This window comes from Streptomyces sp. LX-29 (assembly GCF_029541745.1).
Taxonomy (GTDB): Bacteria; Actinomycetota; Actinomycetes; order Streptomycetales; family Streptomycetaceae; genus Streptomyces.
The window spans coordinates 7,140,516-7,160,699 of sequence record NZ_CP089746.1; the positions used below are offsets into that span (position 1 = coordinate 7,140,516).

Genomic DNA, 20,184 nt, shown 5'->3' on the forward strand with positions numbered 1-20,184 from the left:
ACGGCCACCGCTCGCTCATCGGAAAGGACCTCATGAGCCCCACACGCGACGACCCCGCCGTAGTGTTCCCCTTCGGCCTGCCCGACCCCGAGGCGCCGGTCCGGGTCTTCTGCCTCCCCTACGCGGGCGGCGGCGCCGGCCTCTACCGCACCTGGGCCCGACGCGGCGACGCCGACGCGGCGTTCGTCCCCGTGCAGCTCCCGGGCCGCGAGAACCGGCTCCACGAAGAGCCCGAGAAGGACTTCGACTCCCTCGCCGAACGCCTGGCGACGGTCATCGCGCCCTGGACCGGAGACCGCTACGCCCTCTTCGGGCACAGCATGGGCGGCATGCTCGCGCACGAACTCGCCCGCCGCCTGGAGGAGTTGACGGGAACTCCCGCGCGGCTGCTCGCGGTGTCCGCGTGCGCGGCCCCCGACGTGGAACGCCCCGAGTGGCGCATTCACGACCTGCCCCGCGAGGAGTTCGTCGCGCAGGTGCGGCGACTCAACGGCACCCCGCGCGAGCTGTTCGAGGACGAGGACCTCCTCGACCTGTGCCTGCCGCGGATCCGCGCCGACTTCTCCGTCCTGGCGAGCTACCGCTACCGACCGCGGTCGCCGCTCGCCATGCCGGTCACCGCCTTCGGCGGGACCCGCGACGACCAGGTGCCCACCTGGTCCGTGGAGAACTGGCGCGAGCACACCGACGGCGACTTCCGGCTGCACCTGGTGGACGACGACCACTTCTTCCTCCACCGGCACGAGCAGGCCGTCGCCGAGCACATCCGCGACGCGCTGCGCCGCGTGGACGCGTAGGGCCCCATGGACCGCCCACCACCGGCAGCCGCCGGAGCCACCGAACCGACAGACCCCACCGATCCGACCCAAGCAACCGCAACAGAAGCAGCAGAAGCAACAGAACCCCACGAGGAGTACGGCGTGAACAAGACTGGCGCGACGATGACCGAGGTGTACAACCACGCCCTGGCGGCATGGTCGATCAGCGCGGCGTGGGAGATCGGCGTCTTCGACGCGATACGCGAGCAGGGCTCCCTGGAGATGGGGGCGTTCGCGGCCGGACAGGGGCTCGACGCGGCCTCCCTGCGGGAACTCGTGCGGGTGCTGGCCTCGGCCGACGTGGTCAGCCGGGACCCCGACCACGAGGACGCCGTCCGGCCCGGCCCGAACTTCGCGGAGGCGGACCGCTCCAAGTCCCTGTTCCACTGGATGACCCGCGGGTGTGGGGAGCTGTTCAGCACCCTCCCGGACCTGCTCCGCACCGACAACCGGGTCGGCTCCTTCTACCGGCGCGACGCGGCCGCCATCAGCGTCGCCTGCCGTGAGATCAACGCGGAGTGGTGGGACCCGGTCTTCCTGCCGGTCGTGAACGAGCTGGACTTCAGCTACGTCGCGGACCTCGGCTCCGGCAGCGGCGGGCGCCTGATCCGGCTGGCCCAGTCCCGGCCCGGCGTGCGGGGTCTCGGCATCGACGCGGCCGACGGAGCCATCGACGTCGCCACCAAGGCCGTCGCGGAAGCGGGCCTCGCCGACCGGATCACCATCACCCAGGGCGACGCCACGGCCCTCGAGCCGCGCCCCGAGTACGCCGGGGTCGACCTGCTGACCTCCTTCATGATGGGCCACGACTTCTGGCCCCGTGCCGAGGCCGTCGCCTCCCTGCGCCGCATCCGGGAGGTCTTCCCCGACCTCAAGCACTTCCTGCTCGCCGACGCCACCCGCACGACCGCGTACGGGGACCGCGACATGCCCATCTTCAGCATGGCCTTCGAGTTCGCGCACGCCGTGATGGGTGACTACCTGCCCACCCTGGAGGAGTGGGGCCCGGTCTTCGAGGAGGCCGGCTGGCGCGTGGCGGGACAGCACCCCATCTCCGTCCCGGCGGACAGCGTGATGTTCCACCTCGTTCCCGTGGAGTGACGTGTCGACGCCCCGGTGCCCACAGCGGCGCACCGGGGCGTCGGCCACCGCGCCGTCAGGGGCGCAGACACCCGTCTGCGCCCCTGACCCGTCTCCGGGACACGCCGACGCCGCACCGCCGCTCACGCCGGTGAGCTCACCGCCCGGACACCGCCCCGTGGCCGCAGCGCGACAGGGCCTGTCGTCTTGCTGACAGAGGTCTGTCGCGGCCCCGGCCCGCCAGGCAGCATCTGCGGGAAAGCTGGTTTTTCCTTGAGGGGTGTTGTCGTGCAGTACCTGATTCTTGCCCAGTATTCACAGGAAGTCGTCCGGGGTGTGCTGCACAATCCCCAGGGCATCGTCGCCCGGGACGAGCACGCTTTCAAGTTCTACGGTTCCCTCGGCGGAAAGGTCGTGAACTACTGGTTCACCCGCGACGTCGAGTACAACTTCGCCGTCGTCGTCGACTTCCCGGACCTCGAGGCCGCCCACGCCGCAGTGCTGACGGGCTACTCGACCGGCGCCTTCAGCAACAGCAAGCTGATTCCGCTGGTCGACACCGATGAATTCGTCGGTGCTCTGAAGCGCGCCGAGCCGGCCCGTGACCTCTTCTACCCGCCGCAGTCGCCGCCGGAGTCCGAGGACGCCGAAAAGGCCGCTGAGTAGTTTCTCGCCCATCTACCGGCGGAAGCCGTCGTGAATTCGACACGACGGCTTCCGGCGGTGTGCCGGCGCGCCCGCGGCGCATGTGTCCTGAGCCTGTCCGAAAGAGGAAGACGTGAGCAGTTATCCCTCAATAGCGCGGCCGGCCCCCTCGGCCGGGAACCTGGTGGAGCTCCTTCGGCTACGGAGCGCGGAAGACGGGCGACGGCCGGCGTTCACCTATCTGGCCGACGGCGAGGCCGTCACGGAACGACTCACCTACGCCGACCTCGATCTGCGGGCCCGCGCCATCGCCGCCGAGCTGCGCCGCCTGAACGCCCCGGGCGAGCGGGTGCTGATGCTCTACCCGTCCGGGCCCGAGTTCGTGGCCGCGTTCTTCGGCTGCCTGTACGCGGGCATGGTCGCCGTCCCCGCCTATCCGCCGCGCTCCGACAAGCACGCCGCCCGACTCAACGCGGTCGCGGAGGACTCGGGCGCCTCGATCGTCGCCGCCCCCGGCTGGCTGCACGACCAGCTGGCCGGCACCTACCACGCGCAGGCGCGCTGGGTGGCCACCGACCGGGTGCCGCTCTCCGCCGCCGAGGACTGGCGCGAGCCGGCCGTCGAACCGGACGAACTGGCCTTCCTCCAGTACACCTCCGGCTCCACCGGCAACCCCAAGGGCGTGATGCTCAGCCACGCCAACCTGCTGCACAACTGCGCGATGATGGCCGAGGCGATGGGCCACAGCGAGCGCCCGGTCTTCGTCTCCTGGCTGCCGCTCTTCCACGACATGGGGCTGATCGCCAACCTGCTCCAGGCCCTGTTCTGGCACGCCGAGCTGGTCTACATGCCCCCGGAGGCGTTCCTGCTGGAGCCGATCCGCTGGCTGCGGGCGCTCTCCGACCACCAGGGCACCCTGAGCTGCGCGCCCAACTTCGCCTACGAGCTGTGCGTGCGCCGCACCCGCCCCGAGGACCGGGCCGGGCTCGACCTGAGCCACTGGCAGGTGGCGCTCAACGGAGCGGAGCCGATCCGCGCCGAGACGCTGGAGCGCTTCGCCCGCGCCTACGCCGAGCACGGCTTCCGTGACACCGCCTGGTACCCCGGCTACGGCCTCGCCGAGAACTCCGTCTTCGTCTCCGCCGACCGCCCCGGCGACGGCGCCACCGTCTACCACCTGGACGGCGCCGCCCTGGAGCAGGACCGGATCGTCGAGGTCGCCCCCGGCACCCCCGGCTCCCGCGCGGTGGTCGGCGTCGGCCGCGCCCACCTCGACCAGCGGCTGGCCGTCGTCGACCCGCGGACCCGGCGCGCCGTGCCGGACGGGCAGGTCGGCGAGGTCTGGCTGAGCGGGCCCAGCGCCGGACACGGCTACTGGCAGCGGCCCGAGGAGACCGCCGAGACCTTCGGCAACCGGCGGGCCGACGAGCCCGCGGACGCCGCCGCCACCTGGGTGGCCACCGGCGACAAGGGCTTCCGCTCCGCCGACGGCCGGCTCTGCATCACCGGACGCATCAAGGACATGATCATCGTCCGCGGGCGCAACCTCTACCCGCAGGACATCGAGCGCACCGTCGAGGGCGTCGACCCCGTCTTCCGGCCCGGCTGCACCGCGGCCTTCGCCCTGGAGCCCGAGGCGGGCGCGGACGGCTCCACCGGTGAGGAGCGCGTCGTCGTCGTCCAGGAGGTGCGCGGCGACGAGATCGACGAGGCGGACGCCGCACGGCTGGGCGCCGCCGTGGCCGCGGCCGTCGCCGCCGAACACGACGTTCCGCTGCACGCGTTGGTCCTGCTGCGCACCCGGGCCGTGCCCAAGACCTCCAGCGGGAAGATCGCCCGCCGAGCCGCCAGGCGCGGCTACCTCGACGGCACCCTGGCCACGGTCGCGACCTGGACCGCGCCGACCCCGGCCGGGCCCGCGACCTCGTCCGGGGAGACGGGCGAGGCCGGCCACGACGACCTCGTACGGCTGGTGACCGAGACCGTCGCCGACCACCTCGGCCTGACCCCGGAGCAGCTCGACCCCCGTGCGAGCTTCAGCGTCTACGGCGTCGACTCGGCCTCCGCGATCGCCATCTCCGGCGCCCTCCAGCGCGCGCTGGGCCGCCGGCTCCCCGCCGCCCTGCTCTACCAGCACCCCACGGCCGAGGAGATCGCCCGCCACCTCGCCGGCGACGACGCCCCCGTGGCGGAGCCGGCGGCCTCGGGCGGCCCCGACCGCGACGAGCCGATCGCCGTCGTCGGCATGGCCTGCCGGCTGCCCGGCGCCGAGGACACCGACGACTTCTGGAAGCTGCTGCTGGAAGGCACCGACGCCATCGGCGAGGTGCCCGCGGAGCGCTGGGACGCCGACGCGCTCTACGACCCGCGGCTGGGCCGACCCGGCACCACCAGCACCCGCTGGGGCGGCTTCCTGTCCCGGGTCGCCGACTTCGACCCGGAGTTCTTCGGCATCGCCCCCAGCGAGGCCGCCGCCATCGACCCGCAGCAGCGGCTGCTGCTGGAGGTCGCCTGGGAGGCGCTGGAGAACGCCGCGCTCGTCCCCGACGCGCTGGCCGGCAGCGCCACCGGCGTCTACGTCGGCATCAGCAACAACGACTACACGCGGCTGACCGCCGGCGCGAAGGAGGCGCTCGACGCCCACTACGGCACCGGCAACGCCCTGAGCATCGCGGCCAACCGGCTCTCCTACCTGCTCGACCTGCGCGGCCCCAGCATGGCCGTGGACACCGCCTGCTCCTCCTCGCTGGTCGCCGTGCACCAGGCGTGCGAGGCGCTGCGCCGCGGCGAGGCCACCCTGGCGCTGGCCGGCGGGGTGAACCTCATCCTCAGCCCCGACTACACCGCCGTCTTCTCGCGGGCCCGGATGATGGCCGCGGACGGCCGCTGCAAGGCGTTCGACGAGCGCGCCGACGGATACGTGCGGTCCGAGGGCTGCGGCGTGGTGGTGCTGAAGCCGCTGTCCCGCGCCCAGGCCGACGGCGACCGGGTGCTGGCCGTCATCCGCGGCTCCGCCGTCAACCAGGACGGGCGGTCCAACGGGCTGACCGCCCCGCACGGGCAGGCACAGCAGGACGTCATCCGGGCGGCCTGGGGCGCGGCGGGGGTGTCCCAGGACGAGCTCGGCTACATCGAGGCGCACGGCACCGGCACCGCGCTGGGCGACCCCGTCGAGTACGAGTCGCTGACCGAGGTGCTCACCCGGGGGCCGGGCCGGAGCGAGACCGCCGGGCCCTGCTACCTGGGCTCGGTCAAGACCAACGTCGGACACCTGGAGTCCGCGGCGGGCATCGCCGGCCTCATCAAGGTCGTGCTGGCGCTCCAGCACCGCACCATCCCGCCGCATCTGCACCTGACCCGGCTCAACCCGCACATCGCCGACCTCGACACACCGCTGGAGATCCCGGTCGAGCCGCGCGAGTGGCCCGCCGGGCGGCGCACCGCCGGCGTCAGCGCCTTCGGCTTCGGCGGGACCAACGCCCATGTGGTGCTGTCCGAGGCGCCCGCCGCGGCCCCGCCGGGGTCGTCCGGCGCCCTCGGTCGCGACTCGGCCGAGGGCGCCGCGGACGGCCCCGCCGACGAGGTGCTGACCCTGTCGGCCCGCGGCCCCCAGGCGCTGCGCGAGCTCGCCGCCCGCTACGCCGAGCTGCTGGCCGACACCGCCGAACCGCTCGGCGACATCGCGCACACCGCCGCCACCGGACGCGCCCTGTGGCCGCACCGGCTGGCCGTGGCCGCCGCCACCGCCGAGGAGGCGGGCGAGGCCCTGGCGCGCTTCGCGGAGAGCGGCCGGCCCTCGGCCGCCGTGGCCCGCGGCCGGGCCCCGCGCCGCGCCCCCGCCCTGGCCTTCCTCTTCACCGGGCAGGGCTCGCACCGGGCCGGCATGGGCACCGAGCTCTACCGCGACTGGACCGTGTACCGCGAGGCGTTCGACGAGTGCGCCCGCGTCCTGGACAAGCGTTTCGGCTTCGATCTGCACGAGGTCATCGGTGACGCCGAGGCGCTGGCCAGGACGGAGTACGCCCAGCCGGCCATCTTCGCCGTGGAGTACGCCCTGGCCGCGCTGTGGCGCTCCCTGGGCGTCGAGCCGACCCATCTCCTCGGCCACAGCGTCGGCGAGTACGTCGCGGCCTGCCTGGCCGGGGTCTTCGAGCTCGACGACGCGCTGACCCTGCTGGGCACCCGCGCCCGACTGATGCAGGGCCTGCCGGCCGGCGGCGCCATGCGGGCGGTACGGGCCGGCGAGCGGGAGGCGCTGGAGGCGCTCGCCCCGTACGCCGACCGGGTGGCGCTGGCCGCCGTCAACGGCCCCGAGGAGGTCGTGCTCTCCGGCGAGGCCGAGGCGGTCGCCGCGGTGGCCGAGGGCCTGCGGAAGCAGGGCCGGACGTCGAAGGGGATGCGCACCTCGCACGCCTTCCACTCGCCGCTGCTCGACCCGGTGCTGGAGGAGTTCCGCCGGGCCGTGGAGCAGGTGACGCTGCGTCCGCCGCGGCTGCCGCTGGTCTCCTCGCTCACCGGCGCGCCGGCCGGCCCGCGGATGGCCACCGCCGACTACTGGGTGGACCAGATGCGGCACGCCGTACGCTACGCCGACGGCGTCGCCACCCTCGCCGCCGAGGGCTGCACGCTCGGCGTCGAGATCGGCCCCGACGCGGTGCTGGCCCCCCTGGCCCGGCGGATCGCCAAGGGCGCCAAGTCCACGGGCGAGGGCGCGGGCGAGACGCTGTGGGTCTCCTCGCTGCGCGCCGGCCGCGCCGAGGGCCGCGCCCTGGCCCAGGCGCTGGGCGCCGCATGGGCCGCGGGCGTGTCCGTCGACTGGCCGGCGGTGCGCGCAGGGCGCGGCGGTCGCCGCGTCCAGCTGCCCTCCTACCCCTTCCAGCGGCGCCGGTTCTGGCTGCCCGACGAGCTGCGCGCGCCCGCCGCCGACGAGACGGGCACCTGGGACGGCGCGGCCGCCGGCCGCCACCCGCTGCTGGGCCGCCGACTGCCGGGCATCGCCGGCGATCCCGGCCGGCACGCGTGGCAGCGCGCGCTGGCGCAGGACCAGGTGGCGGTGCTGGACGACCACCGCATCCAGGGGCGGGTCGTCGCCCCCGGCACCAGCTACATCGAGATGGCGCTGGCCGCCGCCCGCGAGCTGGACCCGGAGAGCACGTACACCCTCCAGGACGTGGCGTACCACAGCGTCCTGAGCGTCCCGCCGGACGGCGCGCGCGTCGTCCAGGTCGGGCTGCACGGCCGGCCGGGCCAGCCGCTGGCCTTCAGCGTCCACAGCCGCGGCACGGCCGACACCTCCGGGTGGACCCAGCACGCCACCGCCCGGCTGGTCCGCACCGCGGCACCGGAGTCCGCGGTGTCCGACGGCGGTGCACGCACCGAGGTGAGCAACGGGGAGCGCACGTCATGAAATTCAGCCTGATGTTCTTCGCCAGCGACGAGAACGCGCTGAACGGGGAGGACCGTTACGAGCTGCTCGTCCGCAGCGCCCGCTTCGGCGACGAGCACGACTTCCTCAACATCTGGGTCCCGGAGCGGCACTTCACCCCGCTGGGCTCGCTCTACCCGAACCCGGCCCTGCTGCACGCCGCCCTGGCGCGGGAGACCAGCCGGATCGGGCTGCGGGCCGGCAGTGTGGTGCTGCCGCTGCACGACCCGCTGCGGGTCGCCGAGGAGTGGGCGGTCGTCGACAACCTCTCCGGCGGCCGCGCCGGGATCTCCCTGGCCGCCGGCTGGAACCCGGACGACTTCGCCTTCTTCCCCGACCGTTACGCCGGCCGCAACGAGCACCTGGACGAGGCGCTGCCGGTGCTCCGCGCGCTGTGGCGCGGCGAGTCGACCCCGGCCACCAGCGGCACCGGCAAGCCCATCCGGGTCCGTACCCATCCGCGCCCGGTGCAGCCGGAGCTGCCGCTGTGGCTGACGGCCGCCAGCTCGCCCGCCAGCTTCGCCAAGGCGGGTCGGGTCGGCGCCCACCTCCTCACCCACCTGCTCGACCAGGGCGTCGACGGGCTCGCCGACAACATCGCCCGCTACCGCAAGGCGCGCGCCGACGCCGGGTTCCCGCCGCAGGACGGCCGGGTCACCGTCATGCTCCACACCTTCGTGGGCACCGAAGCCGAGGCCGTCACCCAGCTCGCCCGCGACCCCTACGTGCGCTACCTCAAGGGCAACCTGGGCCTGCTCAAGGGGCTGGCGAAGAGCCGCGGCCGCGGCGACGACATCGACATCACCGCGCTGCCGGACGAGGAGCTCACCCAGTTCACCGGCTTCCTCTACGACCGGTTCGCCTCCTCCCGGTCGCTGATCGGCTCGCCCGAGTCCTGCCTGCCGCTGGTCCGCCGGCTCGCCGAGATCGGTGTGGACGAGCTGGCCTGCCTGCTCGACTTCGGGCCGCCCGCCGAGGAGGTGCTGGCGGGCCTGCCGCACCTGGACCGGCTGCGCACCCTCGCCGAGGGGGACCCGGAGGTCCAGGGCGCCGCCACGGCACGCCGCGAGGGCCCGATCCCGGTCGCGCTCCCGGTGCCCGCCCCGGACCCTCGGGAGGCGGCGGCCCGAGGACCGGTCTGGGACCCCGACATGGAGGCCGTCAAGGCCCGCGGCCTCGCCGAGGTGGACGCCGGCGAGTTCTTCGACCGGGTCGAGACGGCGGGCGCCGGATACGGGCCGCGGATGCGCTGCCTGGAGCGGATGTGGGTGGGCGAGGGCGAGGTGCTCGGCCGGCTGCGGCTGCCCACCGGGCCCGAGGACGACGCCTACGAGTTCCACCCCGCCCTGCTGGACAACGCGTTCCTGCTGCTGGGCGCGCTCGCCCCGGAGGCACTGACCGGGGGAGCGGTGCTCGCCCTGCCGATCGGGGTGCGCTCGCTGGAGCCGTACCGGCGCCCCCGAGGCACCGTCCACTCCCACGTGGTGCGCACCCCCGAGGCGGAGCCCGAGGGGGAACTCGTCGCCGATGTGCGGCTGTACGACGACGACGGGCTGGTCGCCCGCGCCGAGGGGCTGCGGATGCGCCGGGTGGAGTCGGCCGAGGAGCCCACCGACGTGGGCGCCGAGCTCTGCTACCGCACCGACTGGACCGAGGTCCCCGCCCCGCCGGCCGCCGCGGACGCGGCCGCCGGCCGCTGGCTGGTCCTCGCCGACGCCACCGGCACCGGCGAGGCGCTGGCCGCGGAGCTGGCCGGCGCGGGCCACCAGGTCGAGGTGGTGCACGCCGACGAGGCGCCCGACACGGCCCGGATACGCCGCGCGCTCTACCGGGCCGTCGCGGCCGGGCCACTCGACGGCGTGGCCCTGCTCTGGCCGCTGGACGTCCCCGAGCTGCCCGACGCCACCACCGACGAGGTCGTCACGGCCCAGCGGGGCGGCAGCGAGGCCGCCCTGGCGCTGGTCCGTGGCGCCCTGGAGCTGGACGACCCCACCCGCGGCGGGCGGATCTGGCTGATCACCCGGGGCGCGCAGCCCGCGGGCGGCACGCCCGTCACCGCCTCCGGCGTGCTCCAGTCCCCGGTCTGGGGCCTGGGCCGGGTGCTGGCCGTCGAACACCCCGAGCTGTGGGGCGGCCTGGTCGACCTCGACCCGTCCGACGCCCTGGCCGTGCCGCGGCTGGCCGCCCTGCTCACCGCCGAGCGCGGGGAGCACACCGAGGACCAGCTCGCGCTGCGCGGCGAGCGGCTGCTCGCCCCGCGCCTGGTGCGCGCCGAGGCGCTGACCGCGCCCGCCGACCCGCTGCCGCGGCTCGACCCGGCCGGCACCTATCTGCTCACCGGCGGCCTCGGCGACCTCGGCCTGGTGCTGGCGCGCCGGATGGTGGAGCGGGGCGCCCGCTTCCTGACGCTGACCGGGCGCGGCGGCGTCAGGACCGACGCCCAGCGCGCCGCCGTCGCGGAGCTCACCGCGCTGGGCGCCCGGGTGCACATCGCCACGGCCGACGTGGCCGACCCGGCCCAGGTGGAGGCGGTGCGCGACCGACTGGCCGAGGCGGGCCTGCCGCCGGTGGTCGGGGTGGTGCACCTGGCGGGCGTCGTCCGGGGCGCCATGCTCAGCGGCCTGGAGCTGGACCGGCTGCGGGAGGTCGCGGCCCCCAAGGTCGCCGGCTCCTGGAACCTGCACCAGGTCTTCGCCGACGCCCGGATGTTCCTCATGGTCTCGGCGCTGCCCGCGGTGTTCGGACCCGTGGGCGTCGGAGCGGCCAACTACGCGGCCGCCAACGCCTTCGTCGACGCGCTCGCCCACCACCGGCGCGGCGCCGGCGGCGCGGGCGTCGCCCTGGGCTACGGCCCGTGGAACCAGGTCGGCATGGCCGTGCGCGAGGACGGCCTGGACCAGCTCGCCCGCGTCGGCGTCGGCAGCATGACCCCCGCCGAGGGGCTGGAGGTCTTCGACCGGGTGCTGCGCCAGGACCCCGAGCAGGTCACCGTGGCCCGCCTGGACTGGCCCGGCGTCTTCGCCGCCTTCCCCACCGCCCGGAGCACCCGGCAGTTCGCCGGCTTCCTCGGCGAGGCGGGGGACTCCGGCTCCGCCGAGCTGCTGCGGCAGCTCACGGAGGCGGACGCCGAGCGGCGCCTGGAGCTCGGCGCCGCGTACCTCACCGAGCGGCTGGCCGCCGTCCTGGGCAGCGACGCCCAGGAGATCGACCGGCAGCAGCCCATCACCGAACTGGGCCTGGACTCGCTGATGTCCCTCGACCTGCGCAACCGCGTCAAGGCCGACCTGGGCGTCGTGGTCCCGGTGGTGCGCTTCCTGGAGGGGTCGAGCGTCGAGGAGCTCACCCAGCACGTACTCGACCTGCTCGCCGACGTGCTGGACGAGCCGGCCGACGACGGGGAACGAGAGGAGATCACGCTGTGAACGGGGGACCCATGAACGAGGCGGCCGAACTGACGGCCCTGTTGGACGACGTGGCCGCGGCCCGCATCAGAGTCACCGCCGACGGCGCGGAGCTGCGCGTCTCGGCGGCCAAGGGGGCGCTCACCCCCGAGCTGCGCGACCGCCTGCGCGCCCACAAGCCCGGCCTGCTCGCCCACCTCACCGCCGAGGCCCGGGCCGCCGCGCCCATCACGCCGCTGCCGCGCGACGGCCGCACCTTCCCGCTCTCCGCGGGCCAGGAGGCGCTGTGGCTGCTGGACCAGGTCGAGGGCCACCAGCCGACGTACGTCATCAGCGGCGGCGTCCGGCTGACCGGCGCGCTGCGCCCGGAGCTGATGGTCCGCTGCCTCACCCTCGTCGCCAACCGGCACGAGGCGCTGCGCACCGCCTACCGCTCCGGCCCCGACGGCATCCCCGAGCAGGTCGTCCTGGCCGAGGCCGCACCGCCGGTGCGACAGGTCGACCTCGGCGCGCTGCCGGAGGGGGAGCGGGCCGCCGAACTCGCCCGGCTCGCCCGGGAGTCCGCCCGCGAGCCGTTCGACCTGGCCGAGGGCCGCATGCTGCGCGCCCTGCTCGTCACCACCGCGCCCGACGAGGCGTACCTGGTGCTGTCGGTGCACCACATCGCCGCCGACGCCGGCTCGCTGTCGGTGCTCTTCCGGGAGCTGTTCGCGCTCTACGAGGCCGACGCCGAGCCGGCCAGCCTGCCGCCGCTGTCGGTGCACTACGCCGACGCCGCCGAGTGGCAGCGCGCGACGCGGTCCCCGGTCGCCGAGCACCGCCGGCTGGACTACTGGAAGAAGCAGCTCGAGGGCGCGCCGCCACTGCTGGAGCTGCCCACCGACCGGCCGCGCCCCGCCCGCCAGTCCTTCCGCGGCGGCCTGGTCGACTTCTCCTTCGGCCCCGAGGACACCGCGCGGATCACCGACCTCGCCGGCCGGGCCCGGGTCACCCCGTATGTGCTGCTGCTCGCCTGCTGGGCCGCGGTGCTGGCCCGGCACGCCGGCACCGACGAGGTCGTCGTCGGCACCCCGGTCAGCAACCGCGAACGCCCGGAGGCGGCCTCCCTGGTGGGCTTCTTCGTCGGCACCCTCCCGCTGCGCGTCGACCTCACCGGCGACCCCACCTTCACCGAGCTGCTCGGCCGGGTCCAGCGCACCTTCCTGGACGGCTTCGAACAGCGGGACGTGCCCTTCCAGCGGATCGTCGCCGAACTCCAACCGCAGCGGTCGCTCAGCCACGCCCCGGTCTTCCAGAACATGCTCACCTACTACGAGACCCCCTACCAGGGCGGTCGCGTCGGGGAGCTGGAGGTCGCCCGCGAGGGGGTGCACAACGGCACCGCCAAGTTCGACCTGACGCTGTTCGCCGAGGACCGCGGCGCGTCGCTGGACTGCTCCCTGGAGTACGCCGAGGACCTCTTCGACCGGGCCACCGCCGAGCGCCTCGCCGCCGCCTTCCAGCGGCTCACCCGAGCCGCCCTGGAGCAGCCCGACACCCCCGTCCACCGGCTCCCGCTGCTCACCCCCGACCAGCGCGAGGAGCTCCAGACCGCCGGGCGCGGCGAGGTCCGGGAGATCGACCTGGACCGGCCCGTCCACCGCTACCTCAGCGAACAGGCCCGGCTGCGCCCGGAGGCGACCGCGCTCGCCTTCGGCGCGGAGACGCTGAGCTACGCCGAACTGGAGGCCGAGAGCAACCGGCTGGCCCGACTGCTCACCGACCGCGGGGTCACCCCCGGCGCCCTCGTCGGCCTCTACGCCCACCGCTCCGTCCGGCAGCTCGTCGCCATGCTCGCCATCCTCAAGGCCGGGGCCGCGTTCCTGCCGCTGGACCCGCAGCACCCCGCCGAGCGGACCGCCGAGATGCTCGCCGAGGCCGGCTGCCCCGTGGTGCTCGCGGACGCGCCCCTCGACGTCCCCGCCGACGCCACCCTGCTGCGGCTGGACACCCTGGACTGGTCCGGGCAGGACGCCGCCGAACCGGCGCCGGCCACCGGCCGGGACGACCTGATCTACGTCATCTACACCTCCGGCTCCACCGGGCGCCCCAAGGGCATCGCCATGCGCCACGGCGCCCTCGCCAACCTGCTGGCCTGGCAGACCCGCGCCTTCCCGTTCGCCGAGGACGACCGGGTGCTCCAGTTCAGCCCGCTCCACTTCGACATCTGCATGATGGAGACCTTCGGCACCTGGGCGGCCGGCGGCACCGTCGTCCTGGTGGACGCCGACACCCGCCGCGACGCGCTGCGGCTGCTGCCGTACCTGGACGAGCAGGGCATCACCCGGCTCTTCCTGCCGTACGTCGCCCTCCAGCAGCTCGCCGAGGTCGGCGCCGCCCGCCGGACCTGGCCCACCGCGCTGCGCGAGGTGTTCACCGCCGGCGAGCAACTGCACGCCACCGCCGAACTGCGCGTCTTCTTCGAGCGGACCGGGGCCGCGCTGCACAACCAGTACGGGCCCTCCGAGGCGCACGTGATCACCTCCCACACGCTGCCCGCCGCGCCCGCCGACTGGGAGGCGCTGCCCCCGGTCGGACGCCCCGTGGACAACGCCCGCATCTACCTGCTGGACCCGCACGGCACCCCGGTGCCGCGCGGCGTCGCCGGCGAGCTGTGCGTGGCCGGCGACTGCCTGGCCCGCGGCTATCTGCACCGCGAGGACCTGACCGCCGAGCGCTTCGTGCCCGACCCCTTCCACCCCGGCGAGCGGATGTACCGCACCGGAGACCTCGCCCGCTACCGCGCCGACGGCGAGCTGGAGTACCTCGGCCGCATCGACCACCAGGTCAAGGTGCGCGGCTTCCGCGTCGAGCCGGGCGAGATCGAGGCCGCGCTGCTCACCCACCCCGGTGTCAAGGCGGCCGTGGTCGAGGCGCGCGGCACCGGCGCCGCCCAGGCGCTGATCGCCTGGGTGGTCGCCGCCGACGGCGAGCCGCCGTCGGTGGAGGCGCTGCGCCGGTACTGCGCCGACCGGCTGCCCGAGTACATGGTGCCCACCGTCTTCGTGCCGCTGGACGCCCTGCCGCTGACCGTCGCCGGCAAGGTGGAGCGCAGGCGGCTGCCGGAGCCGGAGCGCACCGAGCGCGGCGGCACCGAACCCGGCACCCCGCTGCAGAAGTCCGTGGCCGCCGTCTTCGCCGAGGTCCTCGGCGTCCGCGAGGTCGCCGTCGAGGACGACTTCTTCCGCCTGGGCGGACACTCGCTCGCCGTGACCCGCGCCGCGCTGCGGCTCAGCGAGGAACACGGCGTCGACGTCACCGCGCAGGTGATCTTCGCCCATCCCACGGTGGGCGGCGTCGCCGAGAGCCTGGAGACGCTGCTGTGGGCCGCCGACGGCCCACCCACCGCCATCGCCGGTACCGACCATGCCCGGGAAGAGGGAGAGCTGTGACATCACCGGTCGAACTCCTCGCGGAGCTGCGGGCCCGCGACATCCGGCTCTGGGAGGAGGACGGGCGGCTGCGCTTCAGCGCCCCGCCCGGCGCCCTCGACGCCGAGCTGCGCGGCCGGATCACCGCCCGCCGCGACGAACTGATCGCCCTGCTCAAGGGGGTGCGCGGCGGCCGCGCCGCCGAACGGCCGCCGGTCACCCCGCTGGACCGCGCCGCCGGCCCGCTGCCGCTCTCCTACGGCCAGCAGCGCATGTGGGTGATGGCCGAGATGCTGCCCGACAGCGGCGCCGCCGCCTATGTGCTCTCCGGGCGGATCACCCTGGAGGGCCGGCTCGACGCCCCCGCCGTGGCCGCCCTCCGCCGCGCCCTGACCGAGCTGGTGCGGCGCCACGAGGCGCTGCGCACCGTGGTCCGCGTCGGCGAGGGGCAGCCGTACGCCGAGGTCCTGGCGGATGTCGAGGTCCCGCTCCCCGAACGGCATCTGGCCGCCGGCGAGAGCGTCGCCGAACTGGCCGCCGCCGAGGCCCGGCTCCCCTTCGACCTCGGCACCGCCCCGCTGCTGCGGGCCGTCCTGGTCCACGACGGACCCGACCGCGCTCATCTGCTGCTGTCCGTGCACCACATCAGCGCCGACGCCTGGTCGCTGGGCATCCTCTACCGGGAGCTCTTCGCGCTCTACGGCGGCTACGCCCAGGGCGTGGAGCCGGTCGGACTGCCCGAACTCACCGTGGGCTACGCCGACTACGCCGGCTGGCAGCGCACCCACCTCACCCCCGAGGCGCTCGCCGACGACGTCACTTACTGGCGGGAGCGGCTGGACGGGCTGCCCGCGCTGCTCGACCTGCCCGCCGACCGGCCCCGCCCGGCCGTCCAGTCCTACCGGGGCGCCGCCGAGCCGTACCACCTGCCCGCCGAACTCCTCGACGGCGTACGGAGGCTGGCCGCCACGCACGGCTGCACCCCGTACATGGTGCTGCTCGCCGCCTGGTCGCTGGTGCTCTCCCGGCTCAGCGGCGCCACCGACCTGGCCGTCGGCACCCCGGTCGCGGGCCGGCCGCGGCCCGAGGTGGAACCGCTCATCGGGTTCTTCGTCAACACCCTGGTGCTGCGCGTCGACACCGAAGGCGACCCCGGCTTCACCGAGCTGCTGGAGCGGGTCCGCGCCACCTCACTGGCCGCCTTCGACCACCAGGACCTGCCCTTCGAACAGCTGGTGGAGGTGGTGCGGCCGGAGCGGACGCTCAGCTACAGCCCGCTCTTCCAGCACATGTTCATCCTCCAGAACGCCACCGCCGACACCTTCGAGCTGCCCGGCTTCCGCTGCCGGCTGGAGGAGACGCACACCGGCACCGCCAAGTTCGACACCACCCTCATCGCCGAGGAGGGCCCCGACGGGCTGCGCGGAACCCTGGAGTACGCCACCGACCTCTACGACGCGGCGACCATACGCCGCTACCTCGGCCACTGGCGCACCGTGCTGGAGGGCGCCCTCGCCGCCCCCGACACCCCCGTCTCCCGGCTGGAGCTGCTCGGCGGCGACGAGCGGCGGCGCATGGTCGCCGACTGGAACGACACCGCGCTCGACGTCCCGGCCGCCACCGTCCACGAGCTGGTCGAGCGGCAGGCCGCGGCCACCCCCGACCGGCCGGCGGTCGTCCAGGGCGACGGCGGGCTCAGCTACGCCGAGCTCGACGCGGAGGCCGAGCGGCTGGCCGGGCTGCTGCGCGAGCGCGGCGCCCGCCCCGGCACCCTGGTCGGGCTCTGCCTGCCGCGCACCCCCCGGCTGGTCACCGCGCTGCTCGCGGTGCTCAAGTCCGGGGCCGCGTACCTGCCGCTGGACCCGTCGGCCCCGGCCGAGCGCAACGACCACATCCTGGCGGACGCCGGGGCGCCGCTGGTGCTCACCGTCTCCGCGCTGCGCCCCCGGCTGACCGTGCCGGAGGGCACCGCGGTGCTCTGCCTGGACGAGCAGGACCAGGCCGCGGCCACCGTCGACACGGCCACCGTCGACACGGCTACCGTCGACGCGGCGGCCGGAGAGCCGGCCGCCGCCGGGCCCGAGGACCTGGCGTACGTCATCTACACCTCCGGCTCCACCGGCCGCCCCAAGGGCGTCATGGTCGAGCACCGCAACGTGGTCAACTTCCTGGCCGCCATGAGCGAGGAGTTCGGCGCCGAGAGCGCCGGCACCTGGCTGGGCGTCACCACCGTCTCCTTCGACATCTCCGTGCTGGAGCTGGTGTGGACCCTCAGCCACGGCTCGACCGTGGTGCTCCAGCCGGACGCGCCGCGGCACACCGGGCGTCGCCCCGGCAAGGTCGCGGACCTGAGCCTGTTCTACTTCGCCAGCGCCTCCGACACCACCGGCCCGTCCGCCCCCGGCGCCTACCGGCTGCTGCTGGAGGGCGCGAGATTCGCCGACCGCAACGGCTTCGAGGCGGTCTGGACGCCCGAGCGGCACTTCCACGCCTTCGGCGGGATCTACCCCAACCCGTCCGTGGTGGGCGCGGCCCTCGCCGCCGTCACCGAGCGGGTCGCCATCCGCGCGGGCAGCGTGGTGCTGCCGCTGCACAGCCCGCTGCGCGTGGTGGAGGAGTGGGCCGTCGTCGACAACCTCTCCGGCGGCCGGGCCGGCATCTCCGTCGCCTCCGGCTGGCAGGCCGACGACTTCGTGCTGGCGCCCGACCACTACGCCGACCGCAAGCAGGTCATGCTGGACGGCATCGACACCCTGCGCACCCTGTGGGCGGGCGGCTCCGTCGAACTCCCCAACGGCTACGGCAAGCCCACCGCCGTGCGCGCGCTGCCCCGGCCCGTCCAGGCCGAGCTGCCGCTGTGGGTCACCGCCGCCGGCAGCCCCGACACCTTCCGCGCGGCCGGCGAGTCCGGCGCCAACGTCCTCACCCACCTGCTCGGCCAGGACCTCGCCGACCTCGCCGCCAAGGTCGAGATCTACCGGCGGGCCCGGGCCGAGGCCGGACACCAGGGCCCGGGCCGGGTGACGCTGATGGTGCACACCTTCCTCGGCGAGGACCCCGAGGCGGTACGGGAGCGGGTGCGCGGCCCCTTCCGCGACTACCTCGCCTCCTCGCTGGGCCTCATCGGCAACCTCGCCCGCACCATGGGCCTCGGCGACGACCTCGGCGCCCTGCCCGAGGAAGACCTCCAGACCCTCCTGGACCACGCCTTCGAGCGCTTCTACGACACCGCCGCGCTCTTCGGCACCACCGAGCGGGTCGTCGAGCGGCTGGACGCCATCGCCGACACCGGCGTCGACGAGGTGGCCTGCCTCATCGACTTCGGCCTCGACGACGACAGCGTCCTCGACGCGCTGCCGCTGCTGGCCCGGGCGCGCGAACAGCACGCGGACCGCGGCGCCGAGGCCGCGCTGTCGGTGCCCGCGCTGATCGAGAAGCACGCCGTCACCCGGCTCCAGTGCACCCCCTCCCAGGCCGCCATGATCCTCGCCGAACCCGGCGGGCCCGAGGCCCTCGGCCGGCTGGAGCTGCTCCTGCTGGGCGGCGAGGAGCTCCCCGCGGCCCTGGCCGAGCGGCTCGTCGGGCTCACCGACGCCCGCGTCCACAACATGTACGGGCCCACCGAGACCACCATCTGGTCCACCACCCACCGGGTCGACCCCGACGGCTCCGCGCTCATCGGCCGGCCCATCGCCAACACCGCCCTGTACGTCCTGGACGCGGCCCGCAACCCGGTGCCCGTCGGCGTCCCCGGCGAACTCCACATCGGCGGGGCCGGGGTCACCCGCGGCTACCTGGGCCGCCCCGAGCTCACCGAGGAGCGCTTCACCGCCGACCCGTTCGCGACCGCGCCCGGCGCCCGCATGTACAACACCGGCGATCTGGTGCGCTACCGCCCCGACGGCACCCTGGAGTTCATCGGCCGCACCGACCACCAGGTCAAGGTGCGCGGCTACCGCATCGAACTCGGCGAGATCGAGGCGGCGCTGCGCTCCCACCCCGACGTCGCCCAGGCGGCCGCCACCGTGCACGGCGACGGCGTGGACCGACAGCTCGCCGGCTACGCCGTGGCCCGGCCCGGCGCCCGGCTCTCCGTGCCGGAGCTCCGCGCCCACCTCGCCGAGCGGCTCCCCGGGTACATGCTGCCGGCCTCCCTGCGGGAGCTGCCCGAGCTGCCCTACACCCCCAACGGCAAGGTGGACCGGCGGGCGCTGCCGGCCCCCGCCGACGCCGCCCGCGCCGAGACCGAGTGGATCGCCCCACGCGGCCTCACCGAGATGCGGCTCGCGGTGCTCTGGGAGGACGTCCTGGGGACGCGTTCCCTCGGGGTGCGGGACGACTTCTTCCACCTGGGCGGCAACTCGGTGCTCGCGGTGATGCTGCTGGCCGAGGTGGAGCGGCAGTTCGGCCGCCGGCTCTCGCTGGCCACCCTCATCCAGGGGCCCACCATCGCCGAGATGGCCCACACCCTGGACCAGAAGGGCGACACCGGCCGGCGCTCGCTGATCCGGCTGCGGCCCGGCGGCGAGACCCCGCTGTACCTGCTGCCCGGCGCCGGCGGCAACCTCGTCTACTTCCACGAGCTGGTCGGCGCGCTGCCGGAGCGGCTGGCGGTGCACGGCCTCCAGCCGTCCTTCACCCAGGACATCGCCGCCGCCACCCTGGTGCCCGAGCTGGCCGACCAGTACCTGCCGCTGGTGCTGGAGAACCAGCCCGAAGGGCCGTACCACTTCGTCGGACACTCCTTCGGCGGGCACATCGCCATGGAGCTCGCGGCCCGGCTGCGCCGGCTCGGCAAGGAGGTCGGGCTGGTCGGCCTGGTGGACACCGCCGCGCCGCTGCCGGAGCGCCGGGAGCACTTCGACGACTGGGACCAGGCCGCCTGGCTGGCCACCCTGGCCCGGGTCTTCGCCCGCATCTTCCGGCGGGAGCTGGAGCTCGGCGAGGAGGAGCTGCGCGCGCTGCCGGAGGGCGAGCAGCTGGGCCGGCTGCGCCAGGTGCTGGCCGAACAGCGGGTGCTGCCGCCGGAGTTCGACGACGACACCCAGCTGAACGGCTTCGTCCGCGCCTACATCGCCGACCAGCGCAGCCTGTACGCGCCGGCCGAGCCGCACGAGGGCACGCTGACCTTCTTCCGCGCCGCCGAACTGCACCGCGACAACGTGCCGCCCCCGGCCCTGTCGTGGATCCTCGACGACCCGGCGCGCGGCTGGGGCCGCTTCTCCACCCGCCCGGTGGAGGTCCACGAGACCTCCGGCGACCACCTGACCATGCTCACCACCCCGCACGTCGACCAGCTGGCGAAGTTCATCGACGAGCTGACCGGGGACTGACCGGGCGGCACCACCGCACCGGCGGGCCCCACCCCGACCACCCGAACCCCACCCGTTGTCAAGGAAAGCGAG

The 20,184-nt window shown here is 74.9% G+C and carries 7 protein-coding genes; all 7 read left to right on the forward strand.

The window, feature by feature from the left end; all coding sequences use genetic code 11:
* The first annotated feature begins 32 nt into the window (after nucleotides 1-32).
* The 7 genes from LRS74_RS29825 to LRS74_RS29855 all read left to right on the forward strand — a co-directional run bounded on the left by LRS74_RS29825 (nucleotide 33) and on the right by LRS74_RS29855 (nucleotide 20,112).
* A complete protein-coding gene (locus LRS74_RS29825; protein ID WP_277743907.1) occupies nucleotides 33-797 on the forward strand; it encodes an alpha/beta fold hydrolase in 765 nt (254 codons plus the stop codon).
* A 123-nt stretch (nucleotides 798-920) separates the two neighbouring features.
* Nucleotides 921-1,919, forward strand: coding sequence for a class I SAM-dependent methyltransferase (locus LRS74_RS29830; RefSeq protein WP_277743908.1), 999 nt, complete (start codon nucleotides 921-923; stop codon nucleotides 1,917-1,919).
* Between the two features lie 267 nt (nucleotides 1,920-2,186).
* The gene (locus LRS74_RS29835) at nucleotides 2,187-2,564 is read left to right on the forward strand and encodes a GYD domain-containing protein (RefSeq protein WP_277743909.1); all 378 of its coding nucleotides are present in this window, start codon (nucleotides 2,187-2,189) and stop codon (nucleotides 2,562-2,564) included.
* A gap of 163 nt (nucleotides 2,565-2,727) precedes the next feature.
* A complete protein-coding gene (locus tag LRS74_RS29840) occupies nucleotides 2,728-7,950 on the forward strand; it encodes a type I polyketide synthase (RefSeq protein WP_277743910.1) in 5,223 nt (1,740 codons plus the stop codon).
* Nucleotides 7,947-11,390: a bifunctional LLM class flavin-dependent oxidoreductase/SDR family oxidoreductase gene (locus tag LRS74_RS29845; RefSeq protein WP_277743911.1), complete on the forward strand. Its 3,444-nt coding sequence runs from the start codon at nucleotides 7,947-7,949 to the stop codon at nucleotides 11,388-11,390. The genes LRS74_RS29840 and LRS74_RS29845 overlap by 4 nt, the downstream gene beginning before the upstream one ends.
* Nucleotides 11,387-14,800 (forward strand): amino acid adenylation domain-containing protein, encoded by a 3,414-nt coding sequence (locus LRS74_RS29850; protein ID WP_277743912.1) that lies wholly within the window; start codon nucleotides 11,387-11,389, stop codon nucleotides 14,798-14,800. Before LRS74_RS29845 ends, LRS74_RS29850 begins: the two co-directional genes overlap by 4 nt.
* Nucleotides 14,797-20,112 carry a MupA/Atu3671 family FMN-dependent luciferase-like monooxygenase gene (locus tag LRS74_RS29855; protein ID WP_277743913.1) on the forward strand — a complete coding sequence of 1,772 codons (5,316 nt, stop codon included), beginning with the start codon at nucleotides 14,797-14,799 and terminating at the stop codon, nucleotides 20,110-20,112. Before LRS74_RS29850 ends, LRS74_RS29855 begins: the two co-directional genes overlap by 4 nt.
* Nucleotides 20,113-20,184 lie beyond the last annotated feature (72 nt).

Excerpts from the sequence above, each read along its gene's own strand:
- LRS74_RS29825 (WP_277743907.1), top strand. The coding sequence starts at position 33 with ATGAGCCCCACACGCGACGACCCCGCCGTAGTGTTCCCCTTCGGCCTG.
- LRS74_RS29845 (WP_277743911.1), top strand. The coding sequence starts at position 7,947 with ATGAAATTCAGCCTGATGTTCTTCGCCAGCGACGAGAACGCGCTGAAC.